The organism is Curtobacterium sp. MMLR14_010 (assembly GCF_001865015.1).
GTDB lineage: Bacteria > Actinomycetota > Actinomycetes > Actinomycetales > Microbacteriaceae > Curtobacterium.
The window spans coordinates 226,446-239,779 of sequence record NZ_MJGV01000079.1 but is presented as its reverse complement, the minus strand read 5'-3'; the positions used below and the strand labels follow the sequence as shown (position 1 = coordinate 239,779).

The 13,334-nt window shown below is 71.4% G+C and carries 16 protein-coding genes and 1 tRNA gene; 11 read left to right on the top strand and 6 right to left on the bottom strand.

The window, feature by feature from the left end; all coding sequences use genetic code 11:
* The 3 genes from BIU98_RS16305 (at position 1) to BIU98_RS16295 (ending at position 2,874) form a co-directional block, all read left to right on the top strand.
* Positions 1–462, top strand: coding sequence for a hypothetical protein (locus BIU98_RS16305; RefSeq protein WP_071278869.1), 462 nt, complete (start codon positions 1–3; stop codon positions 460–462).
* A 19-nt stretch (positions 463–481) separates the two neighbouring features.
* Positions 482–949: a hypothetical protein gene (locus tag BIU98_RS16300; RefSeq protein ID WP_071278867.1), complete on the top strand. Its 468-nt coding sequence runs from the start codon at positions 482–484 to the stop codon at positions 947–949.
* A gap of 77 nt (positions 950–1,026) precedes the next feature.
* On the top strand, positions 1,027–2,874 hold the full coding sequence (locus tag BIU98_RS16295) for a BTAD domain-containing putative transcriptional regulator (protein WP_071278865.1): 1,848 nt from the start codon (positions 1,027–1,029) through the stop codon (positions 2,872–2,874).
* Positions 2,875–2,880: 6 nt separating this feature from the next.
* Here BIU98_RS16295 and BIU98_RS19605 read toward each other — a convergent pair whose 3' ends face one another.
* A complete protein-coding gene (locus tag BIU98_RS19605) occupies positions 2,881–3,453 on the bottom strand; it encodes a TetR/AcrR family transcriptional regulator (protein ID WP_175481394.1) in 573 nt (190 codons plus the stop codon).
* A gap of 310 nt (positions 3,454–3,763) precedes the next feature.
* Between BIU98_RS19605 and BIU98_RS19600 the strand changes: the two genes are divergently transcribed.
* From BIU98_RS19600 to BIU98_RS16275, 3 genes are read left to right on the top strand one after another with little or no spacing between them, the layout of a single operon-like run.
* The gene (locus BIU98_RS19600; RefSeq protein WP_071278861.1) at positions 3,764–4,489 is read left to right on the top strand and encodes a hypothetical protein; all 726 of its coding nucleotides are present in this window, start codon (positions 3,764–3,766) and stop codon (positions 4,487–4,489) included.
* Between the two features lie 41 nt (positions 4,490–4,530).
* Positions 4,531–5,079: an RNA polymerase sigma factor gene (locus BIU98_RS16280; RefSeq protein WP_071278859.1), complete on the top strand. Its 549-nt coding sequence runs from the start codon at positions 4,531–4,533 to the stop codon at positions 5,077–5,079.
* Complete coding sequence (locus BIU98_RS16275; protein WP_071278857.1) at positions 5,072–5,947, top strand: hypothetical protein; 876 nt, start codon at positions 5,072–5,074, stop codon at positions 5,945–5,947. Before BIU98_RS16280 ends, BIU98_RS16275 begins: the two co-directional genes overlap by 8 nt.
* Before the next feature lie 148 nt (positions 5,948–6,095).
* Here the strand turns inward: BIU98_RS16275 and BIU98_RS16270 are convergent.
* Positions 6,096–6,185: transfer RNA gene (locus BIU98_RS16270), tRNA-Ser, on the bottom strand.
* Positions 6,186–6,327: 142 nt separating this feature from the next.
* Here BIU98_RS16270 and BIU98_RS16265 point away from each other — a divergent pair.
* Both BIU98_RS16265 and radA read left to right on the top strand, forming a co-directional pair.
* Complete coding sequence (locus BIU98_RS16265; RefSeq protein ID WP_071278855.1) at positions 6,328–7,341, top strand: SGNH/GDSL hydrolase family protein; 1,014 nt, start codon at positions 6,328–6,330, stop codon at positions 7,339–7,341.
* A 9-nt stretch (positions 7,342–7,350) separates the two neighbouring features.
* Positions 7,351–8,712, top strand: a complete 1,362-nt coding sequence (gene radA / locus BIU98_RS16260; protein WP_071278853.1) for a DNA repair protein RadA — start codon at positions 7,351–7,353, stop codon at positions 8,710–8,712.
* Positions 8,713–8,759: 47 nt separating this feature from the next.
* Here the strand turns inward: radA and BIU98_RS16255 are convergent, their stop codons facing one another.
* The gene (locus BIU98_RS16255; RefSeq protein WP_071278851.1) at positions 8,760–9,869 is read right to left on the bottom strand and encodes a VanZ family protein; all 1,110 of its coding nucleotides are present in this window, start codon (positions 9,867–9,869) and stop codon (positions 8,760–8,762) included.
* 62 nt (positions 9,870–9,931) lie between these two features.
* Positions 9,932–10,315 carry an SseB family protein gene (locus BIU98_RS16250; RefSeq protein WP_071278849.1) on the bottom strand — a complete coding sequence of 128 codons (384 nt, stop codon included), beginning with the start codon at positions 10,313–10,315 and terminating at the stop codon, positions 9,932–9,934.
* Positions 10,316–10,596: 281 nt separating this feature from the next.
* On the opposite strand from BIU98_RS16250, the gene BIU98_RS16245 reads away from it, so the two are divergent.
* Together BIU98_RS16245 and BIU98_RS16240 are read left to right on the top strand one after the other, a co-directional pair.
* The gene (locus BIU98_RS16245; protein WP_071278847.1) at positions 10,597–10,803 is read left to right on the top strand and encodes a cold-shock protein; all 207 of its coding nucleotides are present in this window, start codon (positions 10,597–10,599) and stop codon (positions 10,801–10,803) included.
* A gap of 116 nt (positions 10,804–10,919) precedes the next feature.
* Positions 10,920–11,348 carry a hypothetical protein gene (locus BIU98_RS16240; RefSeq protein ID WP_071278845.1) on the top strand — a complete coding sequence of 143 codons (429 nt, stop codon included), beginning with the start codon at positions 10,920–10,922 and terminating at the stop codon, positions 11,346–11,348.
* Positions 11,349–11,369: 21 nt separating this feature from the next.
* On the opposite strand, the gene BIU98_RS16235 is transcribed toward BIU98_RS16240, so the two are convergent.
* Together BIU98_RS16235 and BIU98_RS16230 are read right to left on the bottom strand one after the other, a co-directional pair.
* Positions 11,370–12,059: a hypothetical protein gene (locus tag BIU98_RS16235; RefSeq protein ID WP_071279225.1), complete on the bottom strand. Its 690-nt coding sequence runs from the start codon at positions 12,057–12,059 to the stop codon at positions 11,370–11,372.
* Positions 12,060–12,123: 64 nt separating this feature from the next.
* Positions 12,124–12,666, bottom strand: coding sequence for an amino-acid N-acetyltransferase (locus BIU98_RS16230; RefSeq protein WP_071278843.1), 543 nt, complete (start codon positions 12,664–12,666; stop codon positions 12,124–12,126).
* A gap of 162 nt (positions 12,667–12,828) precedes the next feature.
* On the opposite strand from BIU98_RS16230, the gene BIU98_RS16225 reads away from it, so the two are divergent.
* Positions 12,829–13,281, top strand: a complete 453-nt coding sequence (locus BIU98_RS16225) for an SRPBCC family protein (RefSeq protein ID WP_071278841.1) — start codon at positions 12,829–12,831, stop codon at positions 13,279–13,281.
* Positions 13,282–13,334: the final 53 nt, after the last annotated feature.

The following is a 13,334-nucleotide window of genomic DNA, read 5'->3' as shown; positions in this document are numbered from 1 at the left end:
ATGTTCATCATGACCACCAACGCCGAGTCGAGCATGCCGCTCATCGACAGCATCCGACCGTTCCGCGACCAGATCCGCTTCAACCTCGGCCAGCTCGACAACGACGAGGACTGGTCGTACCAGCTCTGGTTCGTCCCGGACAGCGCCGGGTGGCCGGACGCGCCGGGCTACGACGACGAGGACTGGAACAGCCGGTACCTGCAGGCCGGCGGGAGCGCCGACCGGATGAGCGTGGAGCTGCAGCGCGTGGAGGACGGCGAGCTGCGCCACTACGTCATCGGACGGCCGCACGACCTCGATGAACCGCTCGACGAGGCCGTGAACGTCGCGGGCACCGACCACGCCGTGCACCCCGCCGAGGTCTTCGACGCCGACGAGGCCACTGACCTCTTCTTCCACTACATCGGCGACAGCGGCACGGTGCCCGACGGGTACGTCCTGCGACTCCTCGACCTGTCCTAGCGGTCGGGACGCTCACCTCGTGTTCGTCCACACGGTCAACAGCGCCAGCACCTCGAAGCTGTCGAACGAATTCCGCTCCCACCGCGACCAGATCCGGCGCATGCTCGGCCTCCTCGACGGCACGAGTGCGGGCCGCTTCGCCTACCAGCTCTGGTTCGTCCCGGACGAGGCCGGCTGGCCCGACGCTCCCGGGTACGCGAACGAGGACTGGAACAGCCGCTACCTCCAGGCCGGCGGCAGCGCCGACCGCATGAGCGTGGAGCTGCAGCGCGTCGAGGACGGTCAGCTGCGCCACTACGTCGTCGGGCGCTTGTACGACCTCAGCGAGCCGCTCACGGAGGCCGTGAACGTCGCCGGCACCGACCACGCCGTCCACCCGGCCGAGGTCTTCGACGCCGACGAAGCGACCGACCTCTTCTTCCACTACGTCGGCGACAGCGGCACCGTGCCCGACGGGTACGTCCTCCGACTCCTCGACCTGTCGTAGGACGTCATCCTCAAGGGCGACAGGGGTCATCCGCACAGCCGTCGCTCAGGATCCCGCCGGGACGCACGATGAGGACCATGAGCACACCAGCGCTCCACGCCACCGTCCGGTTCTCCGTCCTCGGTTCGGTCGCCGCCGTCGCCGACGGCGTCGACCTCGACGTCGGGTCCCCCCAGCAGCGCGCCGTCCTCGCGATGCTCCTGCTCGCCGACGGGCACCCCGTCGACGTCGACACGGCCGTGGACCGCATCTGGGGCGGCACCCCGCCCCGCAGTGCCGCCGGGGTCCTCCGCACCTACGTGTACCGGCTCCGCCGGGTCCTCGCGCCGTTCGCCGACGCGACCGGCCTGGGCATCAGCACCGACGGCGGCGCCTACCGGATGGTCCGCGGATCCGCCGGCCTCGACCTCGCCGACGTCGAGGCCGAGCGCCACCGCGCCCGTGACCTCGACCGTGTCGGCGACGTCGTCGGTGCCACCGACCAGCTCGCCGCGGCGGCCGACCGCTGGACCGGCACCGCGCTCAGCGGCCTGCCCGGCGCCTGGGCCGACGCCGAACGCTCCCGACTCGGCGAGCTCCGGAACGAGGTCGCCCTCGGACTCGCGACGCTCCGGGTCCGCCTCGACCGACACGAGGACGCCCTCCCCGAACTCCGCCGCGTCGCCGACGAGCGCCCGCTCGACGAGCGCGTCACCGCGTTGCTGCTCGAGGCGCTCCTCGCCCTCGGCCTCCGCAACGAGGCGCTCAGCACCTACGACCGCTTCCGCCACCGGCTCGCCGACCAGCTCGGGGTGTCGCCGGGGACGGCGCTCCGCCACATCCACCAGCGGCTGCTGCAGGACGACGAGACGGCACCACCCACCGGACGGGAGGCTCGCCCCGCGTCCGCCCCCGAGCCTCCCGTCCGTGCCGTCCCGGCATCCACCGGGCCCGCGGTGCCCGCACAGCTGCCGCCGGACCTGGCCGAGTTCGTCGGCCGGTCCGACGAGCTCGCCCGCCTCGACCGGCTCGTCGCGCTCGGCGCGACGGAGGGCGTGGTCGGGGTCACCGGACTCGGCGGCATGGGCAAGACCGCGCTCGCCGTCCACGCCGCGCACCGCGTGCGCAGCGCGTTCCCCGACGGCCAGTTCTTCGTCGACCTCCGCGCTGCGGGCGGGCACCCACCGACCGCGTCCGACGCCCTGCTGGCCCTGCTCCAGGCCGCCGGTGTCCCGCGGGCCGCGATCCCGGACGGGCTCGACGAACGCTCCGCTGCCTGGCGGTCCGCGGTCGCCGACCGGCGCGTGCTGCTCGTCCTCGACGACGCGGCGAGCGCCGCTCAGGTCCGTCCGCTGATCCCGTCGGGGACCGGCTCGCTCACCATCGTGACCGCGGTCCGGCGGTTCCTCGACCTCGCGGGCACACGATGGACCACGCTGCTCCCGCTCTCCCCCGAGGAGTCCGTCGACCTGATGGGGCGGCTCGTCGGGCACGCGCGCCTCGCTGCCGAGCCGGGCCCCACCGCCCGGCTCGCGAGTGCCTGCTCGCACCAGCCGCTCGCCGTGCGGGTCGCGGCGGCACGCCTGGCAGCCCGGCCGTCCTGGAGCGTCGCGCAGATCGAGCAGCAGCTCTACGACGACCTCGACCAGCCGGTCGTGATGCACGCCGACTGCCGGATCGTCGACGCCCCGTTCCGTCGGGCGTCCGCGAGTCTGCTCGACGACCAGCGTGACGCGTTCCACCGGCTCTCGCACCTGCCCGAGGGGCCCTTCACCGTCGAGACCGCGGCGCGGGAGCTGGGCCGCGACCAGGCCTCGACGCGGGCGGTGCTCGAGGACCTGCTCGACGCCCACGTGCTCGTCGACGTGGCCTGCGGGCAGTACGGCTTCTTCGCACTCGTGCGGGCGTTCGCGCGGCGGCAGCCGGTGCGGGAGCGGGTGGCGTGAGCCGCGTCAGCCCATCTCGCGGACGCTCGACCGGAGCACACCGAGGAGGTCGGCACCGATCGCGCGCGCTGACTGCTGCTGGTCCTGGCGTGCCTCGGCGAGCGCTGCGATCGCGATCGTGAGGGCGTGTCCGGTCAGCAGATCGGCCAGGAGTTCGTCCTGACGGGTGACGGTCCTGGTCCCGATCGCCGCCCGGAGCGCGGTCGTCTCGTGCTGCCAGTACGTCCACAGCCGAGCGGACGCACTCGGGACGGTGTCGACGCAGTCGCGGAGGCGTCGGAGGAACGGCCGGCCGGCGTCCGCACTCCCGAGGAAGTCCAGCGCCGCGTCGGAGACGGCGTGTCCGAGCGGCTGGTCGCGGTCCCGTGCGAGGAACGCCGTCGCGAGCGCGCGGGGCTGCAGCCTCGGGTGGTCGAGCAGCAGGCTGTCCTTCGTCGCGTGGTACCGGTGCAGGGTCGAGACGCTGACCTTCGCCGTCGCCGCGATCTCCTCGAGGCTCGTCGCGTCGTACCCGTGCGTCTCGAAGAGGTCCATCGCGGTGTCGGCGATGTCGAGGGCCGTGCGGCCGCGTTGCCTCACCCGCAGTCCCCTCGCGTCCTGGATCGGGTCCCAGAGCATCGCAGTCCTTCCGTCGACGGCCCATGAGCCTGGCTGAGGCAACCACGGACGCCCGTGGTGGGCCAGCAGTGGGACCACTGAGTTCCTCGGTCTGGTGGGTCTGCTCGGCCTGCTGTGTCTGCTCGGTCTGCGCCTCCTCGGTCGGCTCGGTTCTCCGTCTGGGGGATGACATCCGGCGCACCGGGTTGCACCGGCCGCGAGGCCGGACATTCCCCAGATGAGCCCTCGACGAGGGCTCCGCACCACACCACCACCGCAGAACGGACACACCATGACCTCCTCGGACAAGCAGGCCCGCACCCGCACCGTCGTCTGGGCATCACTCGGAGCGGCCGCGCTGCTCGGCGCCGCGGCGTTCGGCGCGGTGACCGTCCTGCCCGCGTTCGGCCACGGCGGGCACGCCGACGCCGGCTCCGGCTCTGGCTCTGGCTCTGGCTCCGCCGCAGCCGCGCAGCCGGCGATCGCGGCCGCCGACCTGGCGTCGTGGACGAACCAGGCCCACAGCATCGGCACCACCTCGTCGCTGGCCACGGCCGCGCAGCAGCACTGCACCGACGCCCTCGGCACGGACGTCGGCTCCGGCACCGACAGCCACCTCGACGCCCGCGGCGAGGTCGCGTCCCTGGTCTACCGACACGGCACCGACGCGTACTACTGCCTCAGCACCGCGGACCACCTCGGGATGTGGGACCTCATCGACGACTCCGTGCCCGCGGGCAACACCGTGCCGGCCGACGGCATCCTCGTCGACACCGCCGGCAGCCACGGCGGCACCGGCTCGCTCGTCGGGTACGCCGTCGGGTTCGCCGGCCCCGACGTCACCGCCGTCTCGATCACGCCCGTCGGTGGTGCCGCCACGACCGCGACCCTCGAGGACGGCACCTGGACCGCCTGGTGGCCGACCGACGCCGCAGACGACTCCGACGCCACCGTCACGATCACGACACGCGACGGCGCCACGCACTCCGTCGTCGAGTCAGACGCGTTCATCCGCTGACCCACTCCGCCTGACCGATACACGACCGAGAGGGGCCCCTCGTGGCGCCAGACTTCACCTCGCTCTACCGCGAGCACTACCCGGCGGTCCTGCGCTTCGTCGCGCGCAGGGCCTCCTCGGTCGACGTCGACGACATCGTCGCCGAGACGTTCGTCACCGCCTGGCGAAAGCAGGACGAGATGGCGGTCGCACCGCTGCCCTGGCTGTACCGCACGGCCAGGAACACGATGCTCAACGCGATGCGCTCGGAAGGGCGCCGTGTCGCCCTGCACGTCCGGGTCGCCGGTGACGCGGCCACGGACGTCGGACGCGACCCGGCCGCGATGATCAGCGAGCGGGGACGACTCGTCGACGCCTGGCGACAGCTCGACCCGCTGGACCGCGAGGTCCTGGCGCTCCAGGTCTGGGAGGACATGACCGCGGCCGAGTCCGCAGCCGTGCTCGGGATCTCCCGTGCCGCCTGCTCGATGCGCTCCTCCCGCGCCCGACGTCGCCTCGGGTCGCTGCTCGCCGCGGCCGATGCCGCCACCCCCACCTTCGACCTCTCCTCCTCCTCCTCCTCCTCCTCGAACGGAGCCCACCATGTCTGACGTCCTCGAGGTCCTCCGCCGACACGACCCGGAACCGACCCGCCCGCTCACCGAGGCTGAGATCGTCCGCGCCGACGCGCTGCTGCGGGCCGTCACGGCCACGGCACCCGACGCGCCGGCAGCCGCACGCCCGGTGGCGCACGCCGCCAGGGCCCCCCGCCGCCGCGCCCGGCAGTGGATCGTCGTCGGAGCCGTCACGGCCACCGCGGTCGTCGGCGCCTTCTCCGTGGTCGGCGTCGCCCCGCTGCACGGGCTCCTCCACATCGTCGACGGGTCGAGCCGATCGGTCTCGCTCACGACGGCCCAGATCGGCAGCTGGACCCCGCGAGCAGCGGCGCCGCCCTCGTCGACCGACGTCCACGCCCTCGCGGTGCAGTGCGCGCAGGGCGTGGGTGACACGGCGACGCGGGTCGCTGCCGCCGACGTCGTCGCCCACAACGTCGAGCAGCGCGGTGCCGTCACGAGCCTGGTCGCGAGCGCCAACACCGACGGCCGCCGCGCCTGGTGCCTGGCCGGTCCGGACGGCATCGCGACCGCCGAGCTCATCGACGACGCGTCGGGGCCGCTCCCCGCGGTCGCAGCCGGGGTCGTCAACCTGCAGACCTTCGGCGGACACGGTGACGGCGCCGACGCCACGCTCGAGGGCTACGGACAGGCCGGTACCGACGTGACCTCGCTCACGATCACCGTGCCCGGGCACGCCCCGGCGACGACCGGTGTCGAGGACGGCATCTGGTCCCTGTGGTGGCCCGCACCGCACCGCTCGTCCGCGCCGGACCTGGACGACATCACGATGTCCTGGACGACGAAGGACGGCGCGCACCACTCCGGCACCGCCGACGACCTGCGGTGGAACGCCGGGGAGTGACAGCGGGCGGTCTGGGCTGACCGTCCCCGGTCGGCCCGCCGCGACCCGGTCGCCCGGAAACGAGAAGAGCCCCCGGCACGAAGCCGGGGGCTCTTCCTCTCGAGGCGATCAAGCGAGTCGTGGCGAGACGACCCACGAGATGGCCCCGTGGCGGTACCGGTGGGATTTGAACCCACGGTGGAGTTGCCCCCACACATGTTTTCGAGACATGATCCTTCGGCCGCTCGGACACGGTACCGGGAAAGAGTTTACACGATCCGGGAGGCCCCCGGCGACACCGCAGGTCGGCCTGCCCTCCACAAGCGGCTGATTCCCGGGCCGCTCCACACACCCAGCGTCCGCTCTGATCCGACGAGTCCCGCGGGCGTAGCGTCCTCGTCATGAAGACGCGCACCCTCATCGCACTGATCTCCTCCGTCGGCGGCGGCCTCGTGGTCGCCGGTGGCGCGGCCGTCGGCGCACGTGCCGGGGTCAAGGGACAGAAGGCGGCCTCGCAACGCGTGGTCGAGATGCTCCCCATCCACGCGGACTGGTGGCGCGAACGGCTCCACCACGAGGGCCAGGTCACCTACCTGGCGATCGGCGACTCCGCAGCGCAGGGCGTCGGCGCGACGGTCCCCTCCCGTGGGTACGTCGGCCTGCTTGCCCGACGCATCCGACACCGTTCGCGCATGACGGTGCGGGTCGTGAACCTCAGCGTGTCCGGGGCCACGACGTGGGGCGCGAAGCGGGACCAACTCCCCAAGCTGCAGCACTTCACGCCCGACGTCTGCACGGTGTCGATCGGCGCGAACGACATCGCCGACTTCCACCCCGACAAGTTCGAACGCAACATCCGAGCGATCTACGGCGCAGTCCCCTCGCACGCGGTCGTGGCCGAGCTGCCGTGCATGTTCTCCCCCGACCGTGAGCGCAAGGTCGCCGTCGCGAACGAGATCATCCACCGCGTCGCCGACGAGCTCGGGTTGACCGTCGCGCCGCTGCACGGCATCACCAAGCGCGTGGGGATCCGTCGCACGTTCTTCAACACCTACGGGGACCTGTTCCACCCGAACGACCGTGGGTACGAAGTCTGGGCCAGCGCCTTCGAGCCGGCGATCGACGCCCGTGTGGACACCGTCGCCGCGATCCGGCACTACCTCTCCGCCCGAGAGGCCGAGGACCTCGGGCGCGAAGCCGGCGCCGTCGCGAACGCCCGCGCGGAGCAGGACACCGACGGGGCCGACGAACTCGACCTCGCCCACCACGCCGGTCCCGTCGAACGACTCCGGCAGCGCATGACCGGGTCCGTGCCCACGCAGCAGGAGCCCGACGAACCGACCGACAGCTCCAACGGACCGACCGACCCCGACGCCCCGTCCGGGCCGTCGGGTGATGTCGGCGGCCGGGCCTAACCTCGTCGCATGGCCCGCCCCCAGTCCACGTTCCGCTGCTCCGAGTGCGGGTGGACCACGATCAAGTGGGTCGGTCGCTGCGGCGAGTGCCAGTCCTGGGGCACGGTGGAGGACACCTCCGCCACCACGGCCAGCGCCCGCGGCACGACCGCCGTCGCCGTCGCCGGCACCCGCATCGCGCAGCCCATCACCCAGGCCCGCGTCGGAGCGGTCCCCCGCTGGCAGACCGGCGTCGGCGAGTTCGACCGCGTGCTCGGCGGCGGGATCGTCCCCGGTGCGGCCGTCCTGCTGAGCGGTGAGCCCGGCGTCGGCAAGTCGACGCTCCTGCTCGAGGTCGCCTCACGTGCGGCAGCGATGGGCAAGCGCGTCCTCTACGTCAGCGCCGAGGAATCGGTTGACCAGGTCCGGCTCCGTGCCGAGCGCACCGGGGCGATGCACGACGACCTCTACCTGGCGAGCGAGGTCGACCTCGGCGTCATCCTCGGGCAGATCGACCAGGTGCAGCCCGACCTGCTCATCGCCGACTCCGTGCAGACGATCTCGTCGGCCTCCATCGACGGCATCGCTGGTGGCACCTCGCAGGTCCGGGAAGTCGCCTCGACCCTCATCCGTGAAGCCAAGCAGCGCAACCTGCCGGTCCTCATCGTCGGCCACGTCACCAAGGACGGCAGCATCGCCGGCCCACGTCTGCTCGAGCACCTCGTCGACGTCGTCTGCCACTTCGAGGGCGACCGGCAGACCGCCCTCCGCTTCGTCCGGGCCCTGAAGAACCGCTTCGGCCCCACGGATGAGGTCGGCTGCTTCGACATGGCCGGCGACGGCATCCACGAGGTCCCCGACCCCAGCGGCCTGTTCATGTCCCGCAACGGCGCCCCGGTGTCGGGCACGTGCATCACCGTCGCGATGGAAGGCCGTCGTGCGCTCCCCGTCGAGATCCAGGCCCTCGTCGTTCCGAGCTCGGCACCGCAGCCCCGCCGGGTCGTGAACGGGGTCGACTCGTCACGCGTGGCGATGCTGCTCGCGGTCCTCGAACGCCGAGCGGGGATCAAGCTCTCCGACGCCGACGTGTACGTCTCCACCGTCGGCGGCATCAAGATCACCGAGCCGGGCGCCGACCTGGCCATCGTGCTCGCGCTCGCCAGCGCTGCGCGGGACCGCCCCTACCCGCACACGCTCGCGGCCATCGGCGAGATCAGCCTCGCCGGCGAGATCCGGCAGGCCACCGGGGCCAAGCAGCGCGCGAGTGAAGCCCGGCGCCTCGGCTTCACGACCGTCCTCGGCGCAGACGCCGAACACCTGCGCGAAGCACTCCGCGTCGCGTTCTCGATGACGAAGTCCGTGCGCGAACGCGAGCTCGACGCCGCCTTCTGAGCCACGGGGCACGACGGACCGACCACCCACACTGGTGACGAGCCCCGTCAGCCGTGCCGAGCCTCCAGGCCGTCGGCAGCATCACCGGGCGGCAGGCGGTCGTCCGCGATGTCGAGTCGCGCCACCGCCGAGGCGAAGCCGCGGTGGTCCCGCGTCGCCCACACGCCGATGACGGCGGCCACGGCGAGCAGGAACGCCAGGAACCCCGAGAACGGCAGCGAACTCGCCGACAGCGCCGCCCACCCGCCGGAACCGAGCGCCCAGCGCACCACCCGCTGTCCGACGCCCGGCGAGCGCAGCGGACGGACCCGGATGACGTGCTCCCCCAGGGTCCGTCCGGAGACGAGGACGACCACGAGCTGCACGGCGGGTGCCACGAAGGCGCCGACGGCGAGCGGGGTCGTCGCCACCGGCGACCGGTCCTCGACTCCGAGGACCGCGAGGACGAGTGCGGTCCCCACGCTCAGCAGGCCCGTGGTGAAGGTGATCGCGAGGACGTCAGCGAGGATCCCGAAGAACCGCCGCCTCGCGGTGACCGGTCGCGGGGCGTCCGCGTCCGAGACGCGGTGTGACCCGACGAACAGCGTCAGGAGCGGTGCGGCGAAGGTGCCGAGCGCCGCGCCGGCGGTGTTCGCCAGCAGGTCGTCGGCGTCGAACAGGCGGTACGAGCACGGGTAGAGGAACCAGTCACCGGTCAGCTGCGTGAGCTCGATGACCAGCGAGACGACGAAGCCAGCGGCCGCTCCGACGAGGAGTCCGCTGACCACCCGGCGCCGCAGGACCGCGTGCCGCACGAGCGCCCCGAGGGGGATGAAGAGCAGGACGTTGAAGGCCACCTGCACCGCAGCAGGGTTCGTGAGCAGGGAGCGCGGTCCCGAGATGCCGCCCTCGCGCTCGATGTCCCCGAGGAACGCGAAGGCCTGCAGCTGCGGTGCACTCGACACCCGACAGGCAGCGGCGGCGCTCTCGGGCAGCGGCAGGAGCGTGTAGGTCACGAGCGCGAGGGCGTACACGAGCGTGACGAAGGCCAGCAGGCTCCGGCGGAAGCCGAGGCGGCCGTGCCGTCGGTACTCGTACGCTGCGAACGGGACCAGCGCCGCGACGGCCAGCACCGCCCCGACGACGAACGCGACGATCCCCGGCCGGATGGACTCCATGCAGCGACGCTAGCGATGCTGCGTCCTCGGTGTCCGCCTGTGTGATCAGGCGAACGCGACCGTCATGCGCGCAATGCGGCCAGCAGGTCGGCCGGGTCCGACTGCATCGTGTTCGGGCCGGCGATGTCGAAGAAGACGCCCTCGAGCGAGTCGAGGTGTGCCGCCAGGAACTCCTCCAGACGCTCGGCGTCGTAGACCATGACCTGCCGGACCTTCTCGTCCGGGACCATCGCGGTGTACGCGTCAGCGGACGAGAACAGCAGCAGGATGCGCTTCTCGGACCCTTCACGCCCGAAGACACGCACCTGCATGTCCTTCTTGCCGGTGACGAGCCGGGGGACGATCACGATGTCGTTCCGCAGCGCGAATGCGACCGCGGCGACGTCCTGCTGTGCGAGGGCTTCCTCGAGCTGTTCGCTCCGGAAGCGCTGTTCCTTGTCTGCCATCAGGACCAAGTTCACCAGATTTTGTTCGATCACGGCGACTTCGTCTGGTCCTGGCGCTCCAGACGCGCTAGGTTGGTGGAACCGCTTCGGCGGCGCCCAACGTCTGGACGAGGTGCAATGCCCCTCAACCGGACTCACGGGTCACTGGCCTCCGGGTCTGACCCCGAACCCGTCCCGCCGGCACCTGCCCGCGTGGCGCATCACCCTCGTCGACATACGACGAGGCTCCGTCTGCGTGTCATACCGCGATGGAAAGCAAGAACAGTTAAGGAAACGCCATCATGGCAACTGGAACCGTCAAGTGGTTTAACAACGAAAAGGGCTTCGGGTTCATCGCCCCGGACGACCAGAGCGCCGACGTCTTCGCGCACTTCTCGGCGATCTCGGGCAGCGGTTACCGCGGCCTCGAGGAGAACCAGAAGGTGGAGTTCGAGATCACCGAGGGCCGCAAGGGCCCGCAGGCGGAGAACATCACCGTCATCGGCTGAACCCCTGAGGAACGCTGACCGTCATCCGGTCGGCTGACCTCGAACACGACCGCGGTCGGACTCGATCGATACTTCGTCATGACGAAGTTCGATCGACCGGCCGCGATTGTGTTTTCATGCACAAAACGCTTGCAGCAGTCGCCGCCCTCGCCGCGGTCACCCTCACCCTGACGGGCTGCTCGCAGCTCCGCCAGCAGACTGGCGATGCCTGGGCCGTCACCTACGAAGTCAGCGTCGACGCCCCTGACGCCGGCACCCTGCACGACGTCCGCTACCTCGGTGCCGAGCAGCGCGGCGATGCAGCGACCACACACACGATCCCCACCGCCTCCACCCGCCCCGGTGCTGCCGACGGTGGTGCGGCCACCTGGACCCACGAGTCCATCGTCCTGGCGAAGGACCCGGCGTCTGTGCGGGCGACGCCCCCGGCGGGTCAGAGCGCCAGCTGCAGGATCCTGCTCGACGGCACCAAGGTCATCGCCGAGGAGCACGGCGCTGCGGGCAAGACCGTGCGGTGTCGAGTCGAGACTCCTGCATTCAAGTAGCCCGCGTCCCGCGCACCGGCGTCAGTTCAGGATGAACTGCGCCGACTCCTTGGCCTTCACGTCCCCCACCGCGACCTCCAGGTGGTAGCTGGCCCCACCGCCGGTCACGGCCGGGCGTGCGGCGTCACAGGTGTCCTTCGACGACCGGGTGCGGTCCCATGCGATGGCCGGCGTGGTCAGGGTCTGCCCGGCCTTGATCGTGACGTCCTGGTTCGTCCCGCCGGTCTGGCAGTCCTTCGACGACCAGTACTGTTCCTGGCCCGAGCTGATCGTCAGGACCTGCTGCGCCGAGCCGAGGTCCATGCTGCAGGCGTTCGACCCGGTGTTCTCGATCGACATCGCGATCTTCGGGTCCTCGGTCGGGCCGTAGGTGCTCTTGTCGAGGACGGGCTCCAGCGTGATCTGGTCGTCGGCACACGCGGCTCCGTCAGCGGCGGCGCTGGCCGACGGTGACGGGGTCCCCGCAGAACCAGACCCGGACGCACCAGAACCGGAGGCTCCGGACCCAGAACCGGCGTCCGACGACGCGCCCGCGCCCGCGGACGGCGAACCAGACGCCGACTGATCGGCCACCGGAGTCCCGGTCCCCCGCCCCACGACGATGAGCACGACGACGACCACGATGACCACGATCGCCGCGATGACGAGCAGACGACGGCGCCAGTAGACGACGGGCTTCTCGGGGCCGACGGGGTGGCGGAGCGACGACATGCGCACAGGCTAGACAACCGCGCGCACGCCTTGGCGGAACCCCGCCGAGCACCGGGCGAACCCGTCAGAGGATCTTCAGCATGCGGGTGTTGCCGAGCGTGTTCGGCTTCACCCGGGCCAGGTCGAGGAACTCCGCGACGCCCTCGTCCGACGACCGCACGAGCTCGGCGTAGACGTCCGGGTCGACGACCTGCTCCCCGATCTCGAGGTAGCCGTGCTTGGCGAAGAACTCGACCTCGAACGTCAGGCAGAAGATCCGCGCGACACCGAGTTCCCGCGCATCGTGCTCGAGCGCCTCGAGCATCCGGTGCCCCACGCGCTTGTGGATCCAGTCCTCGTCGAGGGCGAGCGTGCGCACCTCGGCGATGTCGTCCCAGAACACGGCGAGCGCACCGCACCCGATCGGCGTGCCGTCAGGGCCCTCGGCGATCCGGAACTGCTGGATCGAGCCGTACAGGGCGACGTTCTCCTTGCCGAGCAGGATGCGCCGGTCGACGTACGGGGAGATGAGCCGCTGGATGTGCGGCACGTCCGACGCGAGGGCAGGCCGCACCAGGATGCCGTGGTCGTCCCGTTCGTCGAACGCGTGCTTCCCGTGGTGAGTCATCCGCACCACCCTACGGCGGGCTGGCGGACCAGGCGGACAGCAACGAGGCCAGGCCACCGAGCCGTCGGGCGCGCCCGGGGGACATCGACGAGGCCCGCGTCCAGGGCATCGGCCTACGTTCGGCAGGGCAAGACGACGAGACAAGAAGCTCAAGGAGTTCCAATGCCCCAGATCATCGAGACCGTCGACGTCAACGTCCCCGTTCGCGCCGCCTACGACCAGTGGACTCGCTTCGAGGAGTTCCCCACGTTCCTCGACGAGGTCGAGAAGATCGTCCAGGTCGACGACACCACCACCGACTGGACCGTCAAGGTCGCGGGCCAGGAGCGTCAGTTCCGCGCGATCATCACCGAGCAGCACCCGGACGAGCGCGTCGCCTGGACCGTGAAGGACGGCGAGACCGACCACGCCGGCGTCGTCACGTTCCACAAGCTCGCTGACGCCGAGACCCGTGTCACCGTACAGATCGACTGGCAGCCCTCCGGCTTCCTCGAGAAGCTCGGCTCCGCGGTCGGCGTCGGTGGTCACGCCGTCAAGAAGGACCTGCAGAACTACAAGGAGCGCGTTGAGGCGGCCCCCACGGCCGACGGCTGGCGCGGCGACGTCCAGGCCTAGGACGTCACCACAGCGATGACGGGAGGCGCGGTGCCAGCTGGCACCGCGCCTCC

Bases quoted from the DNA above. Each gene is read 5' to 3' on its own strand.
- BIU98_RS16305 (WP_071278869.1), top strand. From the start codon at position 1: ATGTTCATCATGACCACCAACGCCGAGTCGAGCATGCCGCTCATCGAC.
- BIU98_RS16295 (WP_071278865.1), top strand. From the start codon at position 1,027: ATGAGCACACCAGCGCTCCACGCCACCGTCCGGTTCTCCGTCCTCGGT.
- BIU98_RS19600 (WP_071278861.1), top strand. From the start codon at position 3,764: ATGACCTCCTCGGACAAGCAGGCCCGCACCCGCACCGTCGTCTGGGCA.
- BIU98_RS16275 (WP_071278857.1), top strand. From the start codon at position 5,072: ATGTCTGACGTCCTCGAGGTCCTCCGCCGACACGACCCGGAACCGACC.
- BIU98_RS16265 (WP_071278855.1), top strand. From the start codon at position 6,328: ATGAAGACGCGCACCCTCATCGCACTGATCTCCTCCGTCGGCGGCGGC.
- radA (WP_071278853.1), top strand. From the start codon at position 7,351: ATGGCCCGCCCCCAGTCCACGTTCCGCTGCTCCGAGTGCGGGTGGACC.
- BIU98_RS16255 (WP_071278851.1), bottom strand. From the start codon at position 9,869: ATGGAGTCCATCCGGCCGGGGATCGTCGCGTTCGTCGTCGGGGCGGTG.
- BIU98_RS16250 (WP_071278849.1), bottom strand. From the start codon at position 10,315: ATGGCAGACAAGGAACAGCGCTTCCGGAGCGAACAGCTCGAGGAAGCC.
- BIU98_RS16245 (WP_071278847.1), top strand. From the start codon at position 10,597: ATGGCAACTGGAACCGTCAAGTGGTTTAACAACGAAAAGGGCTTCGGG.
- BIU98_RS16240 (WP_071278845.1), top strand. From the start codon at position 10,920: ATGCACAAAACGCTTGCAGCAGTCGCCGCCCTCGCCGCGGTCACCCTC.
- BIU98_RS16235 (WP_071279225.1), bottom strand. From the start codon at position 12,059: ATGTCGTCGCTCCGCCACCCCGTCGGCCCCGAGAAGCCCGTCGTCTAC.
- BIU98_RS16230 (WP_071278843.1), bottom strand. From the start codon at position 12,666: ATGACTCACCACGGGAAGCACGCGTTCGACGAACGGGACGACCACGGC.
- BIU98_RS16225 (WP_071278841.1), top strand. From the start codon at position 12,829: ATGCCCCAGATCATCGAGACCGTCGACGTCAACGTCCCCGTTCGCGCC.